This is a genomic window from Brevibacterium sp. LAARM3_SD1 (genome assembly GCF_057364765.1).
The window spans coordinates 1-25,789 of record NZ_JBNFOL010000036.1 but is presented as its reverse complement, the minus strand read 5'-3'; the positions used below and the strand labels follow the sequence as shown (position 1 = coordinate 25,789).

Annotated in this window: 19 protein-coding genes; 14 read left to right on the top strand and 5 right to left on the bottom strand. The window is 65.7% G+C overall.

Annotated elements, in window-relative coordinates:
- The first annotated feature begins 2 nt into the window (after nt 1-2).
- From AC2W7L_RS16125 to AC2W7L_RS16100, 6 genes are all read left to right on the top strand, one after another.
- A complete protein-coding gene (locus tag AC2W7L_RS16125; RefSeq protein WP_486005254.1) occupies nt 3-1,310 on the top strand; it encodes a deoxyguanosinetriphosphate triphosphohydrolase in 1,308 nt (435 codons plus the stop codon).
- Nucleotides 1,311-1,313: 3 nt separating this feature from the next.
- Complete coding sequence (gene dnaG, locus AC2W7L_RS16120; RefSeq protein WP_486005253.1) at nt 1,314-3,386, top strand: DNA primase; 2,073 nt, start codon at nt 1,314-1,316, stop codon at nt 3,384-3,386.
- Nucleotides 3,387-3,464: 78 nt separating this feature from the next.
- A complete protein-coding gene (locus AC2W7L_RS16115; protein WP_486005252.1) occupies nt 3,465-4,109 on the top strand; it encodes a TetR/AcrR family transcriptional regulator in 645 nt (214 codons plus the stop codon).
- Between the two features lie 44 nt (nt 4,110-4,153).
- Nucleotides 4,154-5,917: an MDR family MFS transporter gene (locus AC2W7L_RS16110; RefSeq protein WP_486005251.1), complete on the top strand. Its 1,764-nt coding sequence runs from the start codon at nt 4,154-4,156 to the stop codon at nt 5,915-5,917.
- Nucleotides 5,859-6,824: a D-2-hydroxyacid dehydrogenase gene (locus AC2W7L_RS16105; protein WP_486005250.1), complete on the top strand. Its 966-nt coding sequence runs from the start codon at nt 5,859-5,861 to the stop codon at nt 6,822-6,824. Before AC2W7L_RS16110 ends, AC2W7L_RS16105 begins: the two co-directional genes overlap by 59 nt.
- Entirely contained in the window at nt 6,821-7,408 is a 588-nt protein-coding gene (locus AC2W7L_RS16100) for a hypothetical protein (RefSeq protein ID WP_486005249.1), read from the top strand. The genes AC2W7L_RS16105 and AC2W7L_RS16100 overlap by 4 nt, the downstream gene beginning before the upstream one ends.
- A 216-nt stretch (nt 7,409-7,624) precedes the next feature.
- Here AC2W7L_RS16100 and AC2W7L_RS16095 read toward each other — a convergent pair whose 3' ends face one another.
- Together AC2W7L_RS16095 and AC2W7L_RS16090 are read right to left on the bottom strand one after the other, a co-directional pair.
- Nucleotides 7,625-9,052: a glyceraldehyde-3-phosphate dehydrogenase gene (locus tag AC2W7L_RS16095; protein WP_486005248.1), complete on the bottom strand. Its 1,428-nt coding sequence runs from the start codon at nt 9,050-9,052 to the stop codon at nt 7,625-7,627.
- A 55-nt stretch (nt 9,053-9,107) separates the two neighbouring features.
- Nucleotides 9,108-10,145 (bottom strand): YhjD/YihY/BrkB family envelope integrity protein, encoded by a 1,038-nt coding sequence (locus AC2W7L_RS16090; protein WP_486005247.1) that lies wholly within the window; start codon nt 10,143-10,145, stop codon nt 9,108-9,110.
- A 126-nt stretch (nt 10,146-10,271) separates the two neighbouring features.
- Between AC2W7L_RS16090 and AC2W7L_RS16085 the strand changes: the two genes are divergently transcribed.
- A complete protein-coding gene (locus tag AC2W7L_RS16085) occupies nt 10,272-11,075 on the top strand; it encodes a DedA family protein (protein ID WP_486005246.1) in 804 nt (267 codons plus the stop codon).
- Nucleotides 11,076-11,092: 17 nt separating this feature from the next.
- Here the strand turns inward: AC2W7L_RS16085 and AC2W7L_RS16080 are convergent, their stop codons facing one another.
- A complete protein-coding gene (locus AC2W7L_RS16080; RefSeq protein ID WP_486005261.1) occupies nt 11,093-12,136 on the bottom strand; it encodes a glutathione S-transferase family protein in 1,044 nt (347 codons plus the stop codon).
- A 254-nt stretch (nt 12,137-12,390) separates the two neighbouring features.
- Nucleotides 12,391-14,199, bottom strand: coding sequence for an AMP-dependent synthetase/ligase (locus AC2W7L_RS16075; protein ID WP_486005245.1), 1,809 nt, complete (start codon nt 14,197-14,199; stop codon nt 12,391-12,393).
- Between the two features lie 188 nt (nt 14,200-14,387).
- On the opposite strand from AC2W7L_RS16075, the gene leuS reads away from it, so the two are divergent.
- Nucleotides 14,388-17,303, top strand: coding sequence for a leucine--tRNA ligase (gene leuS / locus AC2W7L_RS16070; protein WP_486005244.1), 2,916 nt, complete (start codon nt 14,388-14,390; stop codon nt 17,301-17,303).
- Between the two features lie 101 nt (nt 17,304-17,404).
- Nucleotides 17,405-18,238, top strand: coding sequence for an ammonia-dependent NAD(+) synthetase (gene nadE / locus AC2W7L_RS16065; RefSeq protein ID WP_101553425.1), 834 nt, complete (start codon nt 17,405-17,407; stop codon nt 18,236-18,238).
- 72 nt (nt 18,239-18,310) lie between these two features.
- On the opposite strand, the gene AC2W7L_RS16060 is transcribed toward nadE, so the two are convergent.
- A complete protein-coding gene (locus tag AC2W7L_RS16060) occupies nt 18,311-19,027 on the bottom strand; it encodes a hypothetical protein (protein WP_486005243.1) in 717 nt (238 codons plus the stop codon).
- A 95-nt stretch (nt 19,028-19,122) separates the two neighbouring features.
- Between AC2W7L_RS16060 and AC2W7L_RS16055 the strand changes: the two genes are divergently transcribed.
- From AC2W7L_RS16055 to holA, 5 genes are all read left to right on the top strand, one after another.
- On the top strand, nt 19,123-20,430 hold the full coding sequence (locus tag AC2W7L_RS16055; protein WP_486005242.1) for a UDP-glucose dehydrogenase family protein: 1,308 nt from the start codon (nt 19,123-19,125) through the stop codon (nt 20,428-20,430).
- Nucleotides 20,427-21,302 carry a DegV family protein gene (locus AC2W7L_RS16050; RefSeq protein ID WP_486005241.1) on the top strand — a complete coding sequence of 292 codons (876 nt, stop codon included), beginning with the start codon at nt 20,427-20,429 and terminating at the stop codon, nt 21,300-21,302. The genes AC2W7L_RS16055 and AC2W7L_RS16050 overlap by 4 nt, the downstream gene beginning before the upstream one ends.
- 138 nt (nt 21,303-21,440) lie before the next feature.
- The gene (locus tag AC2W7L_RS16045) at nt 21,441-22,382 is read left to right on the top strand and encodes a ComEA family DNA-binding protein (protein ID WP_486005240.1); all 942 of its coding nucleotides are present in this window, start codon (nt 21,441-21,443) and stop codon (nt 22,380-22,382) included.
- A 106-nt stretch (nt 22,383-22,488) separates the two neighbouring features.
- Nucleotides 22,489-24,699, top strand: coding sequence for a ComEC/Rec2 family competence protein (locus AC2W7L_RS16040; RefSeq protein WP_486005239.1), 2,211 nt, complete (start codon nt 22,489-22,491; stop codon nt 24,697-24,699).
- A 60-nt stretch (nt 24,700-24,759) separates the two neighbouring features.
- On the top strand, nt 24,760-25,743 hold the full coding sequence (holA, locus tag AC2W7L_RS16035; RefSeq protein ID WP_486005238.1) for a DNA polymerase III subunit delta: 984 nt from the start codon (nt 24,760-24,762) through the stop codon (nt 25,741-25,743).
- Nucleotides 25,744-25,789: the final 46 nt, after the last annotated feature.

Below are 25,789 nucleotides of genomic sequence, written 5' to 3'. Positions count from 1 at the left end.
GAATGCCCTTCGACACTCACCCGCACACCTCGGTGCGGACGGGTACCGTGGCGGTCTACTCGCCCTGGGACGAGGAACGGTGGGTGAGCGAACCGGCGAAGAATCCACGACGCTCGGCCTTCCAACGCGACCGTGCCCGCGTCCTTCACTCCTCAGGCCTGCGCCGCCTCGGCGCGAAGACCCAGGTCGTGTCCCCGGGCACGGACGACTTCGTCCGCACCCGGCTGACTCACTCCCTCGAAGTTGCCCAGGTCGGACGCGAACTCGCCCGCTACCTCGGCTGCGATCCCGATATCGTCGACACCGCCTGCCTGTCCCACGACCTCGGACACCCGCCCTTCGGCCACCACGGAGAGACGATCCTCGATGCCCTGTGCGCCGACATCGGCGGCTTCGAAGGCAACGCCCAGACCCTGCGCCTGGTCACCCGCATCGAACCGAAGGTCATCGCCGACGACGGCCGCCCGGCCGGTCTCAACCTGTCCCGCGCGAGCCTCGACGCCCTGACGAAGTACCCGTGGCCGCGAGACGAAGCCACGGCCGGTCGCCGCGACTCCGGTGTCCGCAAATTCGGTGTCTACGATGACGACAGGGCCGTCTTCGACTTCTACCGCGACGGCATCGACAACGGCCAGAAATGCATCGAAGCCCAGGTCATGGACTTAGCCGACGACATCTCGTACTCCGTCCACGACGTCGAGGACGCCATCGTCGCAGGCCACCTCGACCTCGCCGACTTCGCCGCCGAGAGCCGCCGCACCGAACTCTTCGAGATCACCCGCCAGTGGTATCTGCCGGAGACCACCGACGCGGAGATGGACAAGGCGCTCGGCCGCCTGCAGGCCGCCGCCTACTGGCCCAAGGAGGTCTTCGACGGATCCCGACGTGCTCAGGCCGGTCTCAAACACATGACCAGTCAGCTCATCGGGCGCTTCGTCGGAGCCGCGGAATCCGCGACGCGTGAGGAATTCGGGTGGGAGCCGCTCGCGCGGTACTCGGCCTCGCTCGTCGTACCCGAGGCGACCACCGTCGAGATCGCCGTGCTCAAGGGCATGGCCACACTCACGGTGATGGTCGCCGAGGATCGGCTGCGGCTCCACGACATCCAGGCCGCAGTCATCAACGAACTCGCCGACTGGTATTGGCACTCACCGAACAAACTCGACCCGATGTTCCGCGCCGATCACGCCGAGGCCGCCGACGACGCGGCACGGCTGCGCGTCATCGTCGACCAGATCGCGTCCCTGACCGACCACTCCGCCTGGGCCCTGTACCACCACCTCAACGCCGGAGCGGAGGATCGGCTCTAGACCATGGCCGGACTCATCAAACGCGAGGACATCGACGAACTGCGCAGCCGCACGCGCATCGACGAGGTGATCGGGGAATTCGTCACCCTCAAGACCGCGGGGATCGGATCGCTCAAGGGCCTGTGCCCCTTCCACGACGAGAAGACCCCGTCATTCACCGTGCGACCGCAGGTCGGGATGTACCACTGCTTCGGCTGCGGAGAGTCCGGAGACGTATTCACCTTCCTGCAGAAGGTCGAGCAGCTCAGCTTCGTCGAAGCCGTCGAGACGCTGGCCGGCAAGGCCGGAATGCACCTGCGCTACGAGGACGGGAAGGGACCGGACCGGGAGCAGGCGAGTCGCCGGCAGCGGCTGCTGGAGATGCACGAGGTCGCGGGGCGCTTCTTCGCCCAGGCTCTGCAATCCGAGGCCGGACAGATCGGCCGCGAGTTCCTCTCCGGCCGCGGCTTCCCCGCCGAGTCGAGTCGAGAGTTCGGCATCGGCTTCGCCCCGAAATCCTGGGATGCCCTGACGAATCATCTGCACAAGGCCGGCTTCACCGATGAGGAGATCCTCGCCGGAGGTCTGGCCAGCGAGGGCGGTCGCGGAATCTACGACCGGTTCCGTGGACGTGTGATCTGGCCGATCAAGGACATGACGTCCCGGACCATCGGCTTCGGTGCTCGCCGACTCTTTGACGATGACAAGGGACCGAAGTACCTCAACACTCCGGAGACCGCTCTCTATCACAAGAACCAGGTCCTCTACGGACTCGACCTGGCGAAAAAGTCGATCGCGAAGACCAAACGCGTCGTCGTCGTCGAAGGCTACACCGACGTCATGGCCGCCCATCTCGCCGGAGTCGACCAGGCCGTGGCCACGTGCGGAACGGCCTTCGGCGCCGAACACGTGAAGATCATCCGACGGCTCCTCGGCGATGACCCGACCGGGCAGGTGATCTTCACCTTCGACGGTGACGCCGCCGGTCAGAAGGCCGCGCTCAAGGCCTTCGAATTCGAGAACCTGTTCACCGCCCAGACCTTCGTCGCCGTCGAACCCGACGGCCTCGACCCCTGTGATCTGCGAATGCAGAAGGGCGACGCGGCCCTGCGCGAACTCATCGACGAGTGCAAGCCGCTCTTCGAGTTCGTCATCACCACCGCGATCTCCCGCTTCGACCTCGACACCGTCGAAGGCCGGATCTCCGCGGTCCGCGCCGCCGCCGATGTGCTCACCGACATCCGCGATCGCAACAGCCTCTCCCACTACTACCGGTTCGTCGCCGGCCGCATCGGCGTCGACATCGACGAGGTGGAGGCCGCCGTCCGCACCGCAGCCCGCCAACCGAAGCAGAACCGCCAGACCGCCGAGGCGCCCGCCCGCCAGTCGTCCTACCGCGACGGCCCACCGCCGGCACCGAGCGCACCCGCACCCTCGTCGCCGGCCACATCCGGACCCGGGCACGGGTCAGGTTCGGGACAGGGGACCGGTCCCGGAACCGAGCCGGGAATCGCCCCGTCCGGAGGCGCACGCGGGCCCGGTCCCGCTTCGGCGGGGGAGGTCTCCGATGAACGCAGCATCGAATACGTCTACGACGAACGCCCCGACGTCTCGAACCTCTCGGCCCCGATCAGCCCCGCTCGGCTGAAGACGGAGAAGGGGGCTCTCATGGTCGCCCTCCAACATCCGGAGGTGGTCAATGCGAAGCTCTTCGACTCGCTTTCCGCGAAGGCCTTCGAACACCCCGGCTACCGGCGGATCCAGGACGCCATCAAACAGGCCGGGGGACTGGTGGCAGCCGGCACGGCTCAGTCGAAGTGGGCCGAACGCGTGCTCGACGCCGCTGCCGAGGATCTCAAGCCCTATGTGGCCCAGCTGCTCGTGACACCGCTGCCGGTCATCGAGGGAGACGGGATCGATCGGTTCGCCCGCGGGATCGTCGCTCGCCTCTTCGACTACGACCTCGAACGCATCGCCAAGGAGCTCCACTCCCGACTGCAGCGCCAGGACACTGCTGACGGTGCCGGCCAGGCCGCACTGCTCGGTCAGCTGCAGACCCTCGAACAGCACCGGGCGCGGCTGAAGATGCTCATGTAGAACTCTGCACACCGTGAAATAGTGCACAATTGCAGATTTGCAGTTGGTGAAAGTTTGCATGTGGTGCAAAATGTACCTATGCCCGTTGAAGAAACACTGCGCTCGAAAAAGGCGCGGCTGACCCGCAATGCCCTCCATGAGGCGGCGATCACCCGCGTCCTCGAAGACGGCTTGGCCTGCGCCACCGTGGCGAACATCGCCGCAGACGCCGGCGTGTCCACGCGTACCTTCTTCAACTACTTCGAGACGAAAGAGGACGCGATCGTCGGCCTCGGGCCCGAGGTCAGCGTCGACGAAGGCCTTGCCTACGACTACGTCCACAGTCCTGCCGGACTCGACACGCTCGCCGAGGACACGGCGCGCTTCGTCCGCGAAGCGCTGCTCATCGGCTCCGTCGACCCCAAACTTCCGGCGCGGCGTCGCCGTCTCTTCGCCCTGTACCCGGAAATCGTGAGCAAGAGCTTCGACCGGGCCGAAGAACTCGAGGAGATCGTCACCGGCCACGTGCTCGACCGATTGCGACACCTCGGACAGGAGTTCTCCTCCGAGGAATCCGCTTGGCGCAGCGCGCGCATGCTCACCCAACTCTGCCGCGTCCCGCTCAATCACGCGGGGCAGGTGATCAAAGCCCATCCCGAGGCGGTCGAGCACAAAGGCGGAACGAAAGCGATCTTCGAAGACTCCCTGAGTCTGTTCCGCAAGGTTCTGGACCGACTGCAATGACGAAAGCTGTGATGAGAAGCAACCACGAAACAGATGTGACGACGATGCCTGCAACCACCTCGAAGAACTCCGCAACAGCGGGACCCGACTCACAGACCGAGCCGATGGCCACCTCGGCGATCATTCTGCTCTTCGTGGGCCTGATGATCGCGATGTTCATGTTCTCGCTCAACCAGACGGTGCTGGCCACCGCGCTGCCGACCATCGTCGGCGAACTCGACGGAGTCGACCAGATGCTGTGGGTCTCCACCGCATTCATGCTCGCCTCGACGATCATGATGCCCGTCTACGGCAAGGTCGGTGACCTGTTCGGACGCAAGCCGCTGTTCATGTTCGCGATCTGCTGCTTCCTGCTGGGATCGGTCTTCGCCCTCATCGCGAACGAGATGTCGACGCTGATCTTCGGCCGCGTGCTCCAGGGCATCGGCGGAGGCGGAATGATGATCCTCTCGCAGTCGATCATCGCCTCCGTCGTCCCCGCCCGCGAACGCGGCAAGTACATGGGCATCATGGGCTCGGCCTTCGCCGTGTCGTCGGTGGCCGGACCGCTCATCGGCGGCTGGCTGACCGAAGGACCCGGCTGGCGCTGGGCGTTCGCCATCAACTTCCCGCTGGGCATCATCGCCCTCATCGCCGCTGCCGTGTTCCTCAAGGTGCCCAAGCACGACAGGGGCGCAGGCCCACGCCCGAAGATCGATGTCGCCGGCATGGCGCTCGTCTCCATCGTCACCTCCTGCATCGTGCTCACCTCGGCCTGGGGCGGACACGACTACGAATGGGGATCCTGGCAGATCAACGGGCTCATCATCACCGGAGTCGTCGCCGCAGTCGCCTTCGTGTTCGTCGAACTCAAGGTCAGCGAACCGGTCATCCCGATGCACCTGTTCACCAACCGCGACTTCCTGCTGTGCACGATCGCCGGCCTCTTCGTCGGCATCGGCATGTTCGGTGTGCTCTCCTATATGCCCACCTACCTGCAGATGGTCCACGGCATCGACGCCACCGTCGCGGGCCTGATGATGGTGCCGATGATGGGCACCATGCTCGTGTCCTCGACTCTGGTCGGATTCATCGTCTCGCGCACCGGCAAGTACAAGAAGTATCCGCTGACCGGCATCCTCATCATGGCCGCCTCGCTCGTCCTGCTCTCCCAGCTGAAGGCGGAGAGCTCGGCCTGGGAGACCATCGGCTGCCTGGCGCTGCTCGGACTCGGACTGGGCCTGAGCATGCAGACTCTCGTCCTCGTCGTCCAGAACGCCTTCCCGGTATCGATGGTCGGCACCGCGACCGCGTCGAACAACTACTTCCGTCAGGTCGGTGCCACCCTCGGCATGGCCTTCATCGGATCCGTGTTCACCCAGCGACTCATGGACAACATCAAGTCCGGAGTCACGGAGATCGCCAAGGCGGCCCCACAGGGTCACATGCCCAAGATCTCCTCGACGGGTCTGACCCCGGAGATCGTGTCGAAGCTGCCGGAGCCGATGCATTCGCTCATCATCACCTCCTACAACGACGCCCTCGTGCCCCTGTTCCTGTGGGTGGCTCCGCTGGCCGTCCTCGGATTCGTCTTCCTCTGCTTCCTGCCCAACACTCCGCTGGCGCAGACGCTGAAGAATGAACCGGCGAAGCGGGAGAACCTCGACATCGGAGCAGAGCATGCAGGTGCTGCGTCCGCGTCGGTTTCCACCCCGGTCGAGGCTTCATCGGTTAGTGTGGCAGAAAGCCCACTGTCGGAGGAGCCGAGGAATGACGGTACTGACCATACTCAACTCACCCGGGACCGAGATCCCCGAACTGATCACTGATCTGGGGGAGCGGGACGGGATCGAACTGCGCATCGCCGAGGCATCGACCCTGTCCCAGGCGCTGCCCGGCACCGATGTGCTGCTGATGTGGGACTTCTTCTCCACGGCGCTCAAGGATGCCTATGGCAGCGCCGACCGGCTCGACTGGGTCCATGCCGCGGCAGCGGGCGTCGATTCGCTCCTCTTCGATGAACTCGTCGACTCGCCGGTGACGGTGACGAACGCGCGGGGGATCTTCGACCGCCCGATCGCCGAGTTCGTCCTCAGCTACATCCTCATGCACGCGAAGGGCTCGATCGGCTCTCTCGCCGACCAGGCCGAGGGGAAGTGGAATCGCCGGTCGACTCGAGATATCGCTGGCACCAAGTCGCTCATCGTCGGCACCGGCGCGATCGGCCGGGGCATCGCCCGTCTGCTGAGTGCCGTCGACATCGACATCACCGGCGCCGGATCGCGAGCCCGCAGCGGCGACGCCGACTTCGGCGAGGTCATCGACTCAGCCACCCTGCCCGAGCATGTGGCCGGATTCGATTGGGTCATCGACATCGCACCGCTGACGGAGAAGACCGAGAGGCTCATCGGCGCTGAGGCGTTCGCCGCCATGGATGACACCGCCGTGTTCATCAACGTCGGACGAGGCGACACCGTCGACACCGACGCGCTCGTCACCGCCCTGCGAGAGGGGCAGATCGCCGGGGCCGGACTCGACGTCTTCGATGAAGAGCCGTTGCCGGCCGATCATCCACTGTGGTCGATGGACAATGTCATCATCACCCCGCATATGAGCGGAGACACCGACGGGTGGAGGATGCGATTGGCCGAGCAGTTCCATCGCCTGTTCGAACAGTATCTGGCCGGGGAGCAGTTCCCGCACATCGTGGACAAGAAGCTCGGGTACGTGCGGTGAGCCAGGCCGACGACCTCGCGGCGCAGCGGGCGTTCCTGGCCAGGGTGATCGCCGAGCTCATCGCCGTGCGCCGTGCCCGTCTGCTGAGCATGCTGGTGCTTGCCCTGGCGATGCTCGTCGCCGGACTCGGGGCCGCCGTCCAAGCGCAGGGCGATCACATCGATGCGGTGCTGCTGTTCTCCGCATTCAGCCTCATCATGATCGGCATCGTCTGTGCGCTGGGTGCGATCATCGCATGGACGCGGATCAACCGGGACGTGCTCGACTCGATCGCCGCAACCCGGCCGGCCCGGGCGAAGGGTCCGCGGACGCGCAATGCCGGACTCGCGGTGGCGATCGGCTTCGCCATCGTCGGGATCCTGTTCGGCATGCTGTTGTGGGCGCAGACTCCGATCCTGGCCGGCGCCATCGTCATCGCCTGTCTGCTGTTGGCCTGCCTGGGACCCATCTGGGCGAATGAGCTGGCCAATGCCGATGACCGCCTCGCCGTCATCCTCGACAGCGATGATGAGCTGGCGGATCGGTTCGCGACCTTCACCCCGATCTGGCTGCACGAGGCCATGGAGTCCGACGCCGGGAAGTGATCAGCACATCTCGTCGCCGGCAGAACCTCTCGTTCCTGCGGGAGGTTCTGTCCTTCCCACGGGGCTATGGCCCGAACTGTAGAGCTTGCGGCCAAGGGTGCGGGATGGCGACGGAGGTGAATGACGAAGGCGCCCGGAGTCGTGGGACTCCGGGCGCCTGTCTCAGCCGGTCACCGAGCGCTCATCCGAGCGTTTCGGTGGGCCGCCTCGGCGATGTCAGGGAAATGCCGGGACGTCGACGTTGGCCATCTTGGCCACGCAGCGCACGACCTGGCAGGAGTAGCCGAATTCGTTGTCGTACCAGACGTAGACGACGACGCGGTCCTCATCGACGATCGTGGCCAGACCGTCGACGACACCGGCCCGCTTGGAGCCGACGAGGTCGGTGGACACGAGCTCGGGAGAGGTGACGTAGTCGACCTGGTTGCGCAGCGGCGAATGCATCGACACCTCGCGCAGGAACGTGTTGAGCTCGTCGACGGTGGTGGCGTTGTCCAGGTTGAGGTTGAGGATCGCCATGGACACGTTCGGGGTGGGTACGCGGATCGCATTGCCCGAAAGCTTCCCGGCCAGCTCCGGCAGAGCCTTGGCCACGGCCTTGGCGGCACCGGTCTCGGTCAGCACCATGTTGAGGCCGGCCGCGCGTCCCCGGCGGGAGCCCTTGTGGAAGTTGTCGATGAGGTTCTGGTCGTTCGTGAACGAGTGGACCGTCTCGACGTGGCCGTTGCGGACACCGAACTTGTCGTTGATGGCCTTGAGCACCGGGGTGATCGCGTTCGTCGTGCACGAAGCGGCCGAGACGATGGTGTCCGTGTCGAGGATCGCGTCGTCGTTGACTCCGAAGACGATGTTCTTCACATCGCCCTTGCCGGGAGCAGTGAGCAGGACCTTCGACGCACCGGGGCACGCGAGGTGCTTGGACAGGCCCTCTTCGTCGCGCCACTTTCCGGTGTTGTCGACGATGATGGCGTCGTTGATTCCGTAGGACGTGTAGTCGACCTCCGAGGGATCATTCGAGTAGATGACCTGGATGAGGGTGCCGTTGGCCTGGATGGTGCTGTTCTCCTCATCGACGACGATGCTGCCGTCGAAGGCTCCGTGCACCGAGTCGCGGCGCAGCAGGGAGGCGCGCTTGACGATGTCGTTGTCGCCATTGCGGCGCACGACGATCGCGCGCAGACGCATTCCGGTGCCGCCGTCCCGGTCGATGAGGATGCGGGCGAGCAGACGACCGATGCGACCGAAGCCGTAGAGGACGACGTCGCGGACTTCGCCCTTGCCGGACTGCGACTGAACTACCTCGGCGAGCTCGGCGGCGAGGAAGGCGTCGACATCAGCGTTCGGATCATCGAGCTTCTCGATGAGGCGGCCCAGGTCGATGCGGGCCGGACCCAGGTTGAGCCCTGACAGCGCCTTGACGATGCGGTGGGTGATCTGGATGTCGAGCTCTTCGCCGAGGAAGTGGCGAGCGTAGCGGTGTGCCTTGATCATGCCGGTCACCGACTTGTTCAGCAGCGACCGCCCGAACAGGGTCAGCAGCACGTCGTTCTCACGGTACAGGCGTCCGACTAGCGGAATGAGTTCTTCGGCGGCGGTCTGCTTCTTCGCCCAATCGTCCAGGCGAGCAGTCGTAGCGTCAGTCAAAGGTCGTGTCCCCTCGGTCAGTTATAACGGATGCGCCAACAGTCTACCGTCTCGCCTATTCGCGATCGGACCGGCGTTCCTCGAACCGCTTGAAGCCCAGCAGGGTCAGCGCTACGATACCCGCACCGGTGATGAGTGCGCCGAGGCTCTGCGCCTGCACCTTCGGTTCGACGAACCGGTATTCCGGCTCCTCTTCACGCGGCCGAGGCGGTTTCGCCGTGCCGATCCAGGCGGCGATGAACAGGATGATGCGGGCGAAGACGTTGAGGGTGAGCATGATCGCGATGATCGATCCGAACACGCCGGCGGCCTTGTTCCCCGAGAAGAGATTGACGAGCACGGTGGAGAAGTTGATGAGGATGAGGAACGCGGTCGCGCCGATGAGGGAGCCGCGGTTCTTCGCCTGTTTGTCGACCGGCCTCTCCGGCAGCATCGTGAACAGGAACCAGAAGATCAGCCAGGCGGCGCCGAAGGTGAGGATGACCGGAACGATGAACAGCAGACTGCCGGCGAATCCGCCGAGCCCGAGGAAGTCGGCGATCATCGAGCGCAGACCGGTGCCGACGACCGTGAGCGCCACGGCCAGGAGGAGGCCGATGATGAGGCCGATGAGGGTGACCACGTTGTTGATGACCTTGCTGACGAAGGACTTCTCCGGCACGGCATCGTCGAAGTCGTCGTGCAGCTGTGCCCGCACCGCGGCACCGAGGTTGCCGATGAATCCCTGACCTGTGTAGAGGCCGGTGAGAATACCGATGATTCCCACTCCCTGCCAGTCGAGGAGGAAGCTCTCGAGCTGCTCGGTCAGCGTGGAGTTGCCGGCGGTGAAGGTCTCGATCTGCTTCGTGACCTCGGGAAGGAGCTCGGGGCGTGCGACGTCGAGGACGAATCCGATGCTCGCGAGGCTGACCATGGCGATGGGCATGACCGCGAGAACGAGGAAGTAGGTGATCGCGGCACCGAACTGATTGCCCAGACGCTGTCCGAAACGCTGGACTGCGCGCATGAGGTGGGCGGGTCCGGGCTTGTTGACGGCATTGTGTCCGACCTCAGCGACGGTGTTGCGCGAGGCCAGTACTTTGGCAGGTGCCACGTGTGTGCTCCTTCGATGCGTATCCGCAAGGTGCGTTCGTATTCCGGTCTGAGGTGTTCGTTTCCACACTAGCCGCTGTGAGCGTACTGTGAGCGGCAGGCCGCGCCCTTATCTAGACTTTTGACCATGCCGATCACTGATTCGCACGCTTCAGCCGCCGATTTCGCACCCGTTGCCTCCGACAGCCTCGCCGGCTTGCCTGCAGGCGGAGCCCCCGCCGACGTCCTCGCAGCAGGCGACAGTGCGGCGGAGGGCCTCAGCGGGTTCTCGGCCTGGACCGTGACGATCATGGAGACTCTGGGGCCGGCCGGTGTCGGGTTCATGGTCTTCCTCGACAACATCTTCCCGCCCATCCCCAGTGAGCTCGTCCTGCCTCTGGCCGGATTCACCTCCAGCCAGGGCCAGATGAACATTGTGGCCGCGATCGTCTTCGCGACGATCGGTTCGGTAGTCGGCGCGGTTCTGCTGTGGGCGCTGGGCAAGTGGATCGGCATCGAACGCATCGCCCGTATCGCGGTGAAGATGCCGTTGGTCGACGTCGATGATGTGCATAAGACCGTCGACTGGTTCGACAGGCACGGGGACAAGGCCGTGTTCTTCGGGAGGATGATCCCGATCTTCCGGTCGCTCATCTCCATCCCCGCCGGAATGCGGGACATGCGACTGATCAAGTTCCTGCTGCTGACCACGGCCGGCAGTGCGATCTGGAACACGATCCTCATCGTCGCAGGCTTCACCCTCGGTGAGAACTGGTCGGTCGTCGAGACCTACGCCGGCTACTTCCAGAATCTCGTCATCGTCGCCGTCATCGTCTTCGTCGTCGTGTGGGTCGTGCTCAAGGTGCGCAAGCACCGACGGAAGAAGGCCGCCGGGCTCGACACGACCGAAGACGACCATATCGAGCCCGGAGAGTTCGACTCCAGAAACTGAGCCGGTTCACCCCCGCATCACTTCACCCAAGCAGATGCCGTATGAGCGGGATCGACCTCTTCACCGGGCTTGACCGGACCGGGCGCGGTTCCCTCACCGAACGGAGACCCGCCGAACTTCGTGTCACGTCCGTGATCGCTGAGCCAGCCGGACAGATCCGGGCCCTTGGGCACGATCTGTGTCGGGTTTACATCCTGGTGGACGATGTAGTAGTGCTGTTTGATCTGCTCGAAGTCGACCGTGTCTCCGAAGCCCGGGGTCTGATAGAGGTCGCGGGCGTAACCCCACAGGTTCTCGAACGCCGTGAGCGGCTGACGGTTGCACTTGAAATGACCGAAGTAGACGGGATCGAAGCGCACGAGCGTCGTGAACAGTCGCACATCCGCCTCGGTGATGGTCTCACCCATGAGGAACCGTGACCGGCTGAGCCGATCCTCGATCGTGTCCAGAGCGGTGAACAGTCGGTCGAAGGCGGCGTCGTAGGCGTCCTGGGAGCCGGCGAAACCGCACCGGTAGACGCCGTTGTTGATCTCCGTGTAGATCAGCCGCATCACCTTCTCCATCTCCTCCCGGGATTCCTCGGGCCAGAGATTCGGGGCGCCCTCACGGTGGTAGTCGGTCCACTGCGTGGAGAAGTCCTCCGTGATCTGCGGGAAGTCGTTGGTCACGACGACGCCGGTGGGTACGTCGACGACGGCCGGCACGGTGATTCCGCGCGGATAGTCCGGGTACCGTGCGAAGAACGCCTGCTGCAGCCGTTCGATGCCGAGCACCGGATCCACTTCGCCCGGGTCGAGGTCGAACGTCCATGACCGCGCATCATGGGTGGGACCGGGCATCCCGAGGGAGATGACGTCCTCGAGCCCGAGGAGGCGACGGACGATGATCGTCCGGTTCGCCCAGGGGCAGGCGCGGGCGGCGATGAGGCGATACCGGCCCGGTTCGACGGGCCACTGAGCGTTCGGATCGTTGAGGATGCGATCGTCGATGTAGTTCGTATCGCGGTTGAATTCCGCACCTTCGGTCACGTAGCTGGGGGTGTGATCGGTGGACTCGGACATGACGCTGCCTCCCATGGGATCGACGAGTTCGACTTCTGTCCTCAGCTTACGACGTTGAGGCAAGCCCTCGCCGAGGCGGGACGACGTTCCCGCCCCGCCGTCCTCCCGGACGGCAGGCATTCACCCTCGCCGAGGTGGGACGACGACGGCCCGGGACGGACCGTTCGAGTCCGTGCCCGGGCCGTGCCCGCACGCTGTGCTCAGCGACTGGCCGTTGTCGGCGGCGATCGACCGTCGCCGGCGGCGTGTGTGCCTCAGCCGGCGTAGAGCGCGTCGATATCGGCGGCGAAGTCCTTATTGATGAGATGACGCTTGACCGACTGCTTGGCAGAGAGGTAGCCGTTCTCCTCGCTGAGTTCGATCGGCAGGATTGTGAACTTCTTGACCCCTTCGGCGCGCGAGACTGTCTTGTTCATCTGTTCGACGGCCTTGGCCACTTCGGCCTGGACCGCATCGTCCTCGGCGGCTTCGCGCAGATCCATCTGAGGCAGATCGTGGTTCTTCAGCCAGCCCGGCAGCATCTCCGAATCGAGGAAGATCAGCGCCGAGACGAATTTGCGGTTCTCGCCGACGAGCACCGGCTGGCCGATGATCGGGTGGCGACGCAGCACATCCTCGAGCGGAGCCGGGGCGACGTTCTTGCCGCTGGAAGTCACGATGATCTCCTTCTTGCGGCCGTTGATCGTGAGGTAGCCGTCGTCATCGAGTGAGCCGAGGTCACCGGTGCCGAACCAGCCGTCGTGGAACTCCTTGGCTGTGGCCTCGGGGTTGTTCCAGTACTCGCGGAAGACCGGCGCACCCTTGGCCAAGATCTCGCCGTCGGGAGCGATCGCCACCGAGGCGCCCGGCAACGGAACGCCGACAGTTCCGATCTTTGACTTCTCCGGAATATTGACGGTGATCGGTGCCGTGGTCTCAGTGAGTCCGTAGCCTTCGAGAACGATGATGCCGAGTCCACGGAAGAAGTGTCCGAGATGAGCGCCGAGCGCACCGCCGCCGGAGACCGCATGAGTGACGTTGTCGCCCATGACCGCACGCAGCTTGGAGTAGACGAGCTTGTCGAACAGGGCATGCTGGAGCTTGAGACCGGTCGGCACCTTGCCGGTGTCGAGTGCCTTCGAATAGGCGACTGCGACCTGCTCGGCACGGCGGAAGATCTTCTCCTTCCCGCCTGCCTGAGCGTTCGCCAGCGCGGAATTGAAGACCTTCTCGAAGACACGGGGCACACCGAGGATGAACGAGGGACGGAAGCTGCCCATGGCGTCGGTGAGCTTCGTCAGATCCGACTGGTGGGCGAGCAGCGCACCGTTGCTGATGGCCAGGACCTCGATGAACCGGGCGAAGACGTGCGCCTGCGGCAGGAACAGCAGGCAGCGCATATTCGTGTCGAGAACGCTGGGGATCTGGTGACGAGCGGCCTGGGCGGTCTGCACGAAGTTCGCATGCGTGAGCACGCAGCCCTTGGGCTTTCCGGTGGTGCCGGAAGTGTAGATGATCGTCGCCACGGAATCGGAGCCGACCTGCGAGCGAGCGGCTTCGAGCTCTTCATCGGCGACGGCCTTGCCGGCTTCGGCGAGATCGGCGAAAGCGTCTTCGTCCCAGACCCGCAGGGCCGGTTCTTCCCGTCCGGCGGTCTCGGCCGCCGCCCGCACCCGATCGGCATGCTCGCGTGATGCGACGAGCCCGCGAGCGACATCGGCGTCGGTGAGCATCCAGCTGAGCTGGCTCTCCGAAGAGGTGTCGTAGAACGGCACGGAGATTCCACCGGCGTACCAGATGGCATAGTCGCTGAGCGTCCACTCGTAGGAGGTGGGGCCGAAGATCGCGATCCGGTCACCGACTTCCACGCCCAAGGCGATGAGCCCCTTCGCGGCCGCCTTGACCTCTGCGAGGAATTCGGCCGCGGTCAGTTCGTTCCAACCGTCTCCGTCGGGCTTGGCGACCAGAGGGCGGCTGGGGTTCTCAGCGACTGTGCTGAGGAAGACATCGGTGGTCGACGAGGCGGTATCGACCTCGAAACCGACGACGGGTGTTGACGACTGCGGCATGGTCGTTGAGCTCATGAGTCTCCTTCGAGGACTTAAGTTACTGCTCGGTTATCTTACAGTTCGGCCGGTCTCAGTGAAATCGATCACGTTTGCCGAGATAACCGGCCTCCGCTGACCTGTGAGCAGTCTAACCAAGTCGAATCAGGGGGCGTTCAGAGTACGATGGGCAGAACCCGCTCACGTCTGTTCTGCGAAGGAAGGTAATGACGACGAACCCTGAGGAGACCGGTTTCCGCTATGATGCGGCGCTGGCCGAAAAGATCGAGAAGTCTTGGCAGCGCACTTGGGAGGAATCGGGCACGTTCCATACCCCGAACCCCACCGGAGATCTCGGCGAGCTCGACTCCCAGGATGCTTCGTCGCCCTTTGGTCCGCCGGCCGACCTCGGCGAGCGCGAGTCCCTGTACATCATGGACATGTTCCCGTACCCCTCCGGTGTGGGACTGCACGTCGGCCACCCGCTGGGTTACCTCGGCACCGACGTCTACGGCCGCTACCAGAGGATGCGAGGACACAACGTCATGCACGCCCTGTCCTACGACGCCTTCGGACTGCCCGCCGATCTCTACGCGGTGCAGACCGGGCAGCACCCGCGCATCACCACCGATGCCAATATCGCGAACATGACCGAGCAGCTGCGTCGCCTGGGGCTGGCCCACGATGTGCGCCGTCGCTTCGCCACGACAGACGACGAATTCGTCAAATGGACGCAGTGGATCTTCCTGCAGATCTTCAACTCTTGGTACGACACCGAGGCGACCACCCCCGATGGTGAGGCCAAAGGCGCGGCCCGTCCGATCGACACGCTCATCGAGCAGTTCGCCTCCGGTGCCCGCGCCACACCCGATGGTCGCGCCTGGTCACAGCTGAGCTCGGCGGAGCGAGAGAACGTCCTGCAGGGCTACCGCCTCGCCTACGTCTCCGAATCCCCGGTCAACTGGTGCCCGGGGCTGGGCACCGTGCTGGCCAATGAAGAGGTCACCGCCGAGGGGCTGTCCGAACGCGGAAACTACCCGGTCTTCACCCGCCGCCTGCGCCAGTGGAACATGCGCATCACTGCGTACGCCGATCGCCTCATCGACGACCTCGACGCACTCGACTGGCCGCATGCCATCCACGCCATGCAGGTCAATTGGATCGGCCGGTCGAAGGGCGCCCTGCTGCGCCTGCCCGTCGCCGGTGACGATGCTTCCGACATCGAGGTCTACACCACCCGCCCGGACACCCTGTTCGGCGCTACCTACCTCGTTCTCAGCCCCGAACACCCGCAGGTCGCCGAGCTGACCGCACAGGTCTGGGACGAGTCCACACCAGAGTCGTGGCGTGGGGGAGAGGCCACCCCCGCCGAGGCGATCGCCGCCTACCAGCGCGCCGCTGCGGCCAAGACCGACGCCGACCGGCAGCAGAGCCGGGAGAAGACCGGCATCTTCACCGGCTCCTTTGCGCTCAACCCGGCCACCGGGGCGCAGATTCCGATCTTCATCGCCGACTATGTGCTCATGGGATACGGCACCGGAGCGATCATGGCCGTGCCGGCCGAAGACGCCCGTGACTGGGACTTCGCGAAGGCCTTCGGACTGCCCTATATCCGCACCGTGCAGCCTCCGGCCGACCACGACGAGGACGCGCCGTTCACCGGCACCGGGGTGATGATCAACTCGTCCAACGCCGAGATCGACATCAACGGCCTCGAGATCGACGCGGCGAAGGCCCAGGTCACCGAATGGCTGGCGGGAAAGGGACTGGCCACCGAGTCCACCCAGTACCGCCTGCGCGACTGGCTGTTCTCTCGCCAGCGCTACTGGGGCGAACCGTTCCCGATCGTCTACGACGAGAACGGCACCCCGATCGCTCTGCCCGACGAGATGCTGCCCGTCCAGCTGCCCGAAGTCGACGACTTCGCCCCGCGGACTTACGCGCCCGACGATGCCGACAGCCGTCCCGAACCGGCGCTGAGCCGGAATCAGGAATGGACGAGCATCGAGCTCGACCTCGGTGACGGTCCGAAGACCTACCAGCGTGAGACGAACACGATGCCCAACTGGGCCGGGTCGTCGTGGTACCAGCTGCGCTACGCGGATCCGCACAATGACGAACGCCTCGTCGACCCCGCCAACGAGAAGTACTGGCTGGGACCGCGGGCCTCGAAACCGCGCGGTGGCGCCGACCTCTACGTCGGCGGACAGGAACACGCTGTGCTCCACCTGCTCTATGCCCGCTTCTGGCACAAGATCCTCTTCGACCTCGGGCACATCTCCTCGTCCGAGCCGTTCCACCGTCTGGTCAACCAGGGATACATCCAGGCCTATGCCTACACCGATTCCCGCGGCGTCTACGTCCCCGCCGCCGAGGTGGAGGAGAGAACCGAATCGAACGGTGAACTGACGTTCTGGTACAACGGCGAACAGGTCAACCGGGAGTACGGAAAGATCGGCAAATCGCTGAAGAACTCCGTCATGCCCGACGAAATGTATGACGCCTTCGGCGCCGACACCTTCCGCGTCTACGAGATGTCGATGGGTCCGCTGGAACAGGACCGCCCCTGGGACACCCGCGCCGTCGTCGGTGCCCAGCGGTTCCTGCAGCGCGTGTGGCGACTCTTCGTCGATGAGACCACCGGTGAGTCCGTGGTCGCAGACGGTGAGGCCGACGCCGAATCGCTCAAGGTCCTCCACCAGGTCATCGACGGCGTGCGCGAGGACATGGACCATCTGCGGTTCAACACCGCGATCTCCAAGCTCATCGTGCTCACCAACCACGCCACCAAGCAGGGCGGCGCGACCCGGGACGTCCTCGAACCGCTGACGATCATGCTCGCGCCGTTCGCCCCGCACCTGGCCGAAGAGCTGTGGTCACGTCTCGGACACGAGTCGACGGTCACCTATGCGGCCTTCCCCGAGGCGGATCCGAACCACCTCGTCGCCGAGACCGTGACCTGTGTGGTCCAGGTCAAGGGCAAAGTGCGTGCACGTCTCGTGGTGTCCCCGGACATCGCGGCAGACGAGCTGGAGAAGCTGGCTCTCGAATCGCCGAACGCCGTCAAGGCCCTCGGCGGAGCCGGAGTGCGCAAGGTGATCGTGCGCGCACCGAAGCTCGTCAACATCGTTCCCGACGCCTGAGGTGACGGCGATACTTCGTCGTAACACAGCTTCTGGGAGACTGCATGGGTACGGGCGCCGGGCACTGGCGCATCGCCCCTTCGACTACGACTGGTGAGAGCATGACGAACGACAGAGTCCAAGACGAGATCCGGCACGCCCTCGGCGTGCGACCGCAGATCGACCCGGCGACGGAGATCGCCCGCCGTGTCGAGTTCCTCGTCGACTATGTGCTCACCACCGGGGTCAGAGGACTCGTGCTCGGCATCAGCGGCGGACAGGACTCCACCCTGGCCGGCAGGCTCTGCCAACTGGCGGTGGAGGACCTGCGCCGTCGCGGTGCCGAGGCCGAGTTCTGGGCCGTGCGCCTGCCTCATCATGTGCAGACCGATGAGTCTGACGCTCAGGATGCTCTGTCCTTCATTGCCGCCGACCATGAGCTGGCGATCAATATCGGCGCCGCCACGGATGCGGCCGCCGAGGAATACGAGAAGGCCACAGGAGAGCCGATCACCGACTTCGGCAAGGGCAACGTCAAGGCCCGGATGCGGATGATCGCCCAGTTCGAGCTGGCAGGGGAGAAGAAGGCGCTCGTCGTCGGCACGGACCACGCCGCCGAGGCGGTCACCGGGTTCTTCACGAAGTTCGGTGACGGTGCGGCCGACGTCATCCCTCTGGCGGGTCTGAACAAACGGCAGGGACGGGAACTGCTGCGTCACCTCGGTGCTCCCGACCATCTCATCGTCAAGGTTCCGACCGCGGATCTGCTCGATGACGAACCGGGGCAGACGGACGAATCCTCGCTGGGTCTGAGCTACGACCAGATCGATGACTTCCTCGAGGGGAAGGAGATCGAGCCCGCGGCCGCCTCGGCGCTCATCGAGAAGTACCGCCGTTCGGAGCACAAACGGCGGACCCCTGTGGCTCCGACGGATACCTGGTGGATCCGGCACTGAGCCGAACAGGTGAACACGTGAAACAGGTGAGGGCCCTCAATCTCTGAGGGCCCTCACCTGTTGATCGGCCCTTCAGTCGTTGAATGGCGGGGTGCCCGAGACGAGTCCGAGTTCGAGGGCCGTCTGGTTGAACTCCCACCGGGAGGAGACGAAGTCGTCGCTGAGGCGTTCGCCGCGGCTCTGGGCTTCGGTGTAGCCGCGCCAGCCGTCCTTGCGGGCATCTCCGGGGCGGATCTCACGGATCCCGGAATCATCGGGGGAGACCTGAGTCTCCTCCTCCACCCAGAGCGACAGCCCCTCGGCGGCCCGATAGAGGTTCATGAACGCGGTGTGCGAGCGCGGATTGTCGAAGCTGGCCTTCTTGAACTCGGCGCAGAAGGTGGTGAGCGGTTCGAGCTCATCGACGGCGACGGTGGCGAAGGTCGCATCCAGCCGCAGGGACTGGACGAGACCCGACGAGTCCGGGATGAGTTCGAGGATGCGGCGGGCGCGACGCTCATCGGGAAGCAGTTCGACCGCGTCCTCCACCGGGGTCAGCCCGAGCGTGTCCATCCGCCCGCGCTCGACACTGAGCTGCTGCCGCAGCGCATCGATCTGCTGCTGGGCACGGCGCCATTCGCCGTGGAACATCAGCAGTGCGGCGATCACGCCGAGGCACAGCACGAGTCCGATGATCCAGGCAGCGGAGTGCAGCCCGGGAATGGCGAAGGCGATGACGCCGAGCACGGTGAGCACCGCAAACGTCACGGCGGCCGGTGAGTTGGTGAGGAAATCAAGGAAACGCTTCACAATTCCAAGCCTACTGTTTCAACCTCCACATATCGTGGAACCGGGTGGCATATAGTGTGGTCGAAAACGCATGCCAACTGCCAGGAGAGCTCGGTTTGAAGATTTCAGTCATCGGTTGCGGATATCTGGGCGCGGTCCATGCGGCGGCCATGGCGTCCCTGGGTCATGAGGTCACGGGAGTCGACGTCGACACCGAGAAGGTCGAGGCGCTGATGTCGGGCCGTCCGCCGTTCTTCGAACCGGGGCTGAGTGAACTCCTCGTGAAGGCTCAGGAACGCGGAAAGCTCGAGTTCACCACCGACGTCTCCCGCGCTGCCGACGCCACCGTGCACTTCGTGTGCGTGGGCACCCCGCAGAAGCCGGGCGAGTTCGCCGCCGATGTCACCTATGTCGATGCGGCCGTGGAATCGCTGCACCCGCACCTGACTTCGACGTCAGTGGTTGTGGGAAAGTCGACCGTTCCCGTGGGCACCGCCGAGCGTCTGGCCGGAATCATCGCCGACACCGGAGCCGCGATGATGTGGAACCCGGAGTTCCTCCGTGAAGGCCATGCCGTCGAAGACACTCTCCACCCGAACCGTCTGGTCTACGGAGTCGCCGACGGTGAGCCCGGGCAGGCTGCGTCCGTGACTCTCGACGAGGTCTACGCCTCGATCCTCGCCGACGACACCCCGCGGATGATCACGGACTTCGCGACCGCCGAGCTGGTCAAGACTGCGGCGAACTCGTTCCTGGCCACGAAGATCTCGTTCATCAATGCCATGGCCGAACTCTGCGAAGCCTCGGGCGCCGATGTCACCCAGCTCGCCGATGCGATCGGCATGGATGACCGGATCGGACGCAAGTTCCTCAACGCCGGACTCGGCTTCGGCGGCGGCTGCCTGCCCAAGGACATCCGCGCCTTCATGGCCCGGGCCGGCGAGCTCGGCGCCGATCAGGCGGTGGCCTTCCTCAAGGAGATCGACTCGATCAACATGCGCCGGCGTGTCCGGATGGTCGACATCGCCCGCGACGCCCTGGGCGGGTCGTTCATCGGCAAGAAGATCACCATCCTCGGTGCCGCCTTCAAGCCCGACAGCGACGATGTCCGTGACTCCCCGGCACTGGCCGTGGCCCGACTCATCGCCACCCAGGGCGGGCTGGTCACGGTCACCGACCCGCAGGCGATCGGCAATGCGCAGAAGTCGTTCCCCGAACTCGACTACGTCGCCGACACCGCCGAGGCGATCACCGGGGCCGAAGCCGTGCTGCTGCTGACGGAATGGCGCGAATACCGCGACCTCGACCCAGCGGCGACCGCTGAGCTCGTGACCGGGAAGGTGCTCGTCGACGGTCGCAATGTGCTCACTCCTGAACTGTGGCGTGCAGCGGGCTGGACCTACCGGGCCCTGGGCCGTCCATGAGAATCGGGCTGGTCACCGACTCCACGGCGCAGCTCTCAGCAAGCGAACGCGAAGAGCTGGGCGAGGCCACCGGCGGCCTCTTCGCCGTGGTGCCGCTGACCGTGCTCATCGGCGGAGTCGCTTTCGCCGACGGTGAGGTCGATGCCGGGCATCTGTGCGCGAAGATGACCGAGGGTGTCGAGGTCACGACCTCCATGGCCACCCCGACCCAATTCTCCGAGGCCTACGGGCGGCTGCGGGAGGACGGGGCCGATGCCATCATCGTCGTGACGATGTCCGCGGAGCTTTCCGGCACCCGCGATTCCGCGGTCGCCGCCGCAGAGGCCGAGGACATCCTCGTTGATGTCGTCGACTCGAGGACCACCTCGGCGGGATTGGCCGGGGCGCTGTCCGTGGCCGTGGCCGGGATCCGGCAGGGGCACGACGCCGAATCGATCGCCGGAACCATCGCCGACTGGTGCGCGGCAGAGACCCGTACCGTGTTCGCCCCCGGCAACCTCGAATTCCTGCGCCGAGGCGGCCGGATCGGTGCCGCATCATCGCTGCTTGGCAGGGCCCTGCAGATCGTTCCCGTGCTCGGCCTCAACGCCGGAGTCGTCGTTCCGCTCGCTCGGGTGCGCACTCGCGCGAAAGCGCTGGAGAAGATCGTCACTCTCGCCGTTCAGGCCGCCGCCGAGGTGGCCGACCCGGAGGACACCGTGCACGTGGAGGTGCAGAACGCCGAAGGGGAGATGGACGCAGCCGACGCCGAGCTGCTGAGCTCACGGCTCCGCGAACTCGGATTCGAGCCCTCGTTCAGGACGCTGTCGACGATCATCACCGCGCATGTGGGGCCCGGCACGGTCGGAGTGACCGTGCAGACGAAACCCTGACTCACACACCCGGGCCTGCATCCGGGCCTGGGGACGATCGTGTGACTTGACCCCTGGAGCCTGTGGACGCAGAAGGCCTGTCCACAGGCTCGGTCTCTGTCATAGCCCAGTCGTGACTCCAGTCCCTACCCTCGGACCATGGCTGTGTCTCCGGATGATCGTTTCGCCGGCCTCCTGGGCGCCAGCGCCGAGCGCGGCGGTTGGGTGCCGGGCGACATCTATACCGCAGATACCGCCGGTGACGAGGAACCCGTCGAACCCCGCCGAGTGCGGCTGCCCGTGCTCGCGGCGCTCGGCATCGCCACGGTCGGCATCCTCATTCTCGCCTTCTTCCTCTTCCGGCCCACGCCGCAGCAGACGCCGGGCACCAGCGGCAGCGACGGCGGTCAAGTCCCCGCCGCCGGTCCATCGTCGGCTGCGACCGAGGGCGGGGCCGAAACGGGGGAGACGGGTGCGAAACCTGCCGCAGGGGCGGTGGGAAGAGCCGAGGGCAAGGAAGGAGCCGCCTCGGCGAAGGGCGCCGAGGCGAACGGGAAGGTGATCGTCCACATCACCGGGGCGGTGAACGTTCCCTCTGTGGTCACCTTGAAAGCGGGAGCCCGAGTCCAAGACGCCGTCGAAGCCGCCGGCGGACTCAGCCCCGGCGCCGACGGCGAAGCGGTGAATCTGGCGCGCGTGCTCGCCGACGGTGAGCAGATCCATATCCCGCAGGAGGGAGAAGAACCACCCGGAGGTGCAGGCAGCGGGGAGGACGGAACCGGTCAAAGTGGGACTGGGCCGGGTGGCGGTTCGGGCGGAGCCGGGGGAGCAGCGGCAGGAGGGGCCGGCAACGGTTCTACGGGAACCGGCGACGCATCTGCCGGGGCGAACGGCGGGGCACCCGGGGCCGGAAAGGTCGATCTCAACACCGCCGATGCCACCACCCTGGAGACCCTGCCCGGAGTCGGCCCTGTCACGGCAGAGGCGATCATCAGCCACCGCAGCCAGCAGCCCTTCGCCAGTGTCGAGGACCTGCTGCTCGTCAAAGGCATCGGACCGAAGACCTTCGAAAGTCTCAAAGACCTTGTCATCGTCGGCTGACCCGGAGCGTCCGAATTCGCTCCCGCGTACGCGACGATCTGGGCAACGGAGGTGGGAGCGAAGCAGCAGCGCACTGCGGAGGAGGTCCGGGTCCGTCATTGCTTGGGTGCGGGCACAGGCGGCACTGTGGCCGGGCTCCGTGCGTCTCCTCTGCTGTGCGGCCGGACTCTGGGCCTGCGCGCTCCTGTCACCGGAACCGTGGGCGCTATTCGGCATCCCCGTGCTCGGAATCGTCGGGATCGTCGTCCTGCGACGGCACCACCACCTCGGTGTCGGAATCCTCGTCTTCACCTGCCTGCTGACGATCCAGATCACCGCCCTGGCCGCCGCCCACGGGCCGGACGCAGAGGCCGAGACCACGGGGCTCGTCGTCGGCCACAGCGAACCCGGGGCGTCCGGATGGACGCGACTGACATTGGTCACCCGTACCGGGTTCACCCACGTGCTCAGCCCCGAAACCGTCGCGGACGGAGCCCGGGTGCGGATGCACACGGCGCGCCTCGACGACATCCGCTCCACCGAGGCAGCCCCACACGTGCTGGCCGAACCGAACCGGCTGTGGCGGTGGCGTGAAACGTTGCTCACGGAACTGCAGGTTGACTCGCTGGCCGCCGGCAACGACGGCGGCCGATTGCTGCCCGGACTCGTCGTCGGCGACACCTCACCGCAGGACGACCGGATGGTCGATGACATGCGCGTCGTCTCCCTCACCCATGTCTCGGCCGTGTCGGGCAGCAATGTCACGATCGTCAGCCTCGGTGCCGGACTGCTCGCCGGAGCCTGCCGAGCCGGACCGCGACTGCGCGTGAGCGTCGGGGTGCTCACCTGCCTCGGCTACGTCTTCATCGTCGGGTTCGAACCCAGCGCCATCCGCGCCGCCGGAATGGCGATCGCCGCGGCACTCGTGTTCCTGCGCGGCGGCGGGATCTCGCCGGTCGCGGTCATGTGCTCGACGGCGAGCCTGCTTCTCGCCTTCGTCCCCATCCTGGCCACCTCGGTGGGGTTCGTCCTGTCCGTGGTCTCCACGGCCGCGATCATGTTCGTCGTCCCGATCCTGCTGCGCCGCCTCGCCGTGCACCTGCCGCTGGCGCCCACGGTGCTCGTCACCGCGCTCATCGTCCCCTTCGTCGCCCAACTGGCGTGCACCCCGGTTCTCGTGGCGATCGATCCGCGGATCGGACTCTGGTCGGTGGCCGCGAACGCCCTTGCCGCGCCCGCGGTCATGCCGGCGACGGTGGCAGGATTCCTCAGCCTCGTGACCACCGGCATCGGGACGACCGGACTGCCGGGAGCAGACTTCGCCTCGGCTCTGTTGGCCTGGGTCGGGTGCTTCCCTGCGTGGTGGATCGTCCTCGTCGCCCGATTCTGCGCTGCACTGCCGGGAGCAGCACTGGACTGGCCGGTGCCGCCGGTCGGAACGATGCTGGCACTCGGGCTGCTGGTCCTTGCCGTGGCCGGAACATGGATGCTCGTGCGCCGGCGGCTCTGGGGTCTGCCCGTCCTCGTTCTGTGCTGCCTGCTCACCGCCGCCGTCATCGTTTCGGTGAGGTCGAAGCCGCCGGCCGCGGATTGGTTGATTCTCGTCTGCGATGTCGGTCAGGGGTCGGCCGCGGTGATCAACCTCGGTGGCGGTCGCGGTCTCGTCGTCGACACGGGGCGCGAGCCGAAACCCATCGACACCTGCCTCGACTCATCCGGGATCGAAGAGTTCGATCTGCTCATCTCCCACTTCGATGCCGACCACTTCGCCGGTTACGCGGGCACGACGTGGGGGCGCAGGGTCGACCGTCTGTACGTCTCCGCGAATGTCGCTGCCTCGCCCGAATCAGAGCGCGTGAGCGCTGACACCGGCGCCGAGGTGGTCCCCACCCACCGTGGCCAGACGCTCGACTTCGATTCGGCCAGTCTTGAGGTGCTGTGGCCTCCGGTGCGGTCGGTGCCCGCGGCGGAGGATGAAGAGCTGCGCAACGACGACTCCCTGGTGGTGCGGGTCGAGCAGGAGGGGCTGAGCACCCTGCTGCCCGGCGACGTCGGAGCCGAGGAGCAGTACGTGCTGGCCCAGCAGGTCCAGCCGGTCGATGTGCTCGTCGCGCCGCACCACGGATCCTCCGACCTGGCACCCGAATTCTTCGCCGCCGCGGCACCCGGTCTCGGTGTCGTCTCTGTGGGGGAGAACAGCTATGGACATCCGAGCGAGAAGTCTCTGCGGGCCTTCGGCCCCGTGCCCGTGCTGCGCACCGATCACTGCGGTTCGGTCGCTCTCTACGCGCAGAGTCGCTTCAGCACCGGACACGACTGTCCCGAGGACAAGGGGTGAGCCCGTGAGTGAGGGTCCGTCATGTCGGTCGTGTCGGACGGCCGCGATAGGCTGGGGTCCATGGCAGTGAAGAAGACCCTGATCCCGTGGAGCTCGGCGAAACCGGCCCCTGTCGTCATGATCTCCGGTGGCGAATCGGTACTCGTGCGCATGGCTAAGGACCGCATCGTATCGGCTGCACGGAAGCAGGATCCCGAGGAGATCGAGTTCGATGCTGCCGGATACCAGGCCGGTGAGCTGGCGATGGCGGCGTCACCGTCCTTGTTCTCCTCCTCGAAGCTCATCGTCGTCGATGCCGTCGAGAAGTGCTCGGAAGATTTCCTCAACGACGCGCTGGCTTATCTCGATGCCCCGAACGATGACGCCGTCGTGGTGCTGCTGCACGCCGGCGGCAACCGGGGAGCGAAACTCGTCAAGAAGATCGACTCCGCAGGCTTCCCGCGCATCGACGCGGCGGTGCTGAAGAACGAAAGCGATCGGGGGAAGTTCGCGCAGACCCGTTTCAAGACAGCGAAGCGGCGCATCGACGAAGCGGGAATGGCTGCGCTCATGTCCGCGCTGGGCTCCGACCTTGCCGAACTCAATGCCGGGGTCGACCAGCTCATCGAAGACACCGAAGGCACGATCACCGCTGAGGTCGTCGACCAGTACTACGGCGGCCGGGTCGAGGCCACCGGCTTCAAGGTCGCCGATGCGGCAGTTGCCGGGGACGCGAAGAACGCGCTCAGTCTGCTCCGGCATGCGCTGTCGACCGGGTCCGATCCGGTCCCGCTGGTGGCGGCCGTGGCGATGAAGCTGCGCGGCATGGCGAAGGTGCAGGGATTCTCCGGCACCAGCGGAGAGCTGGCCTCGGAGCTGAAGATGGCGCCATGGCAGGTCGACCGTGCCCGCCGGGAAGTGCGGCGGTGGAATGAGGTGGCGCTGGGCCAGTCGCTCATCGCCGCGGCCGAAGCCGATGCGGCCGTCAAGGGCGGCGGACGCGACCCCGTCTATGCGGTCGAGTGGTTCGTCTCCGAAGTAGCCCGCCTAGCCCGCCAACGCTAATTGCTACCCTGACGGCGGCCCAGCAACCTCGCGCGAGGTTGCTGGG

What these genes read in the sequence shown, in the direction of transcription:
- holA (WP_486005238.1), top strand. Translation starts at nt 24,760, where the DNA reads ATGGCAGTGAAGAAGACCCTGATCCCGTGGAGCTCGGCGAAACCGGCC.
- leuS (WP_486005244.1), top strand. Translation starts at nt 14,388, where the DNA reads ATGACGACGAACCCTGAGGAGACCGGTTTCCGCTATGATGCGGCGCTG.
- AC2W7L_RS16045 (WP_486005240.1), top strand. Translation starts at nt 21,441, where the DNA reads ATGGCTGTGTCTCCGGATGATCGTTTCGCCGGCCTCCTGGGCGCCAGC.
- AC2W7L_RS16050 (WP_486005241.1), top strand. Translation starts at nt 20,427, where the DNA reads ATGAGAATCGGGCTGGTCACCGACTCCACGGCGCAGCTCTCAGCAAGC.
- dnaG (WP_486005253.1), top strand. Translation starts at nt 1,314, where the DNA reads ATGGCCGGACTCATCAAACGCGAGGACATCGACGAACTGCGCAGCCGC.
- AC2W7L_RS16085 (WP_486005246.1), top strand. Translation starts at nt 10,272, where the DNA reads ATGCCGATCACTGATTCGCACGCTTCAGCCGCCGATTTCGCACCCGTT.
- AC2W7L_RS16125 (WP_486005254.1), top strand. Translation starts at nt 3, where the DNA reads ATGCCCTTCGACACTCACCCGCACACCTCGGTGCGGACGGGTACCGTG.
- AC2W7L_RS16115 (WP_486005252.1), top strand. Translation starts at nt 3,465, where the DNA reads ATGCCCGTTGAAGAAACACTGCGCTCGAAAAAGGCGCGGCTGACCCGC.
- AC2W7L_RS16075 (WP_486005245.1), bottom strand. Translation starts at nt 14,199, where the DNA reads ATGAGCTCAACGACCATGCCGCAGTCGTCAACACCCGTCGTCGGTTTC.
- AC2W7L_RS16080 (WP_486005261.1), bottom strand. Translation starts at nt 12,136, where the DNA reads ATGTCCGAGTCCACCGATCACACCCCCAGCTACGTGACCGAAGGTGCG.
- nadE (WP_101553425.1), top strand. Translation starts at nt 17,405, where the DNA reads ATGACGAACGACAGAGTCCAAGACGAGATCCGGCACGCCCTCGGCGTG.
- AC2W7L_RS16110 (WP_486005251.1), top strand. Translation starts at nt 4,154, where the DNA reads ATGCCTGCAACCACCTCGAAGAACTCCGCAACAGCGGGACCCGACTCA.
- AC2W7L_RS16105 (WP_486005250.1), top strand. Translation starts at nt 5,859, where the DNA reads ATGACGGTACTGACCATACTCAACTCACCCGGGACCGAGATCCCCGAA.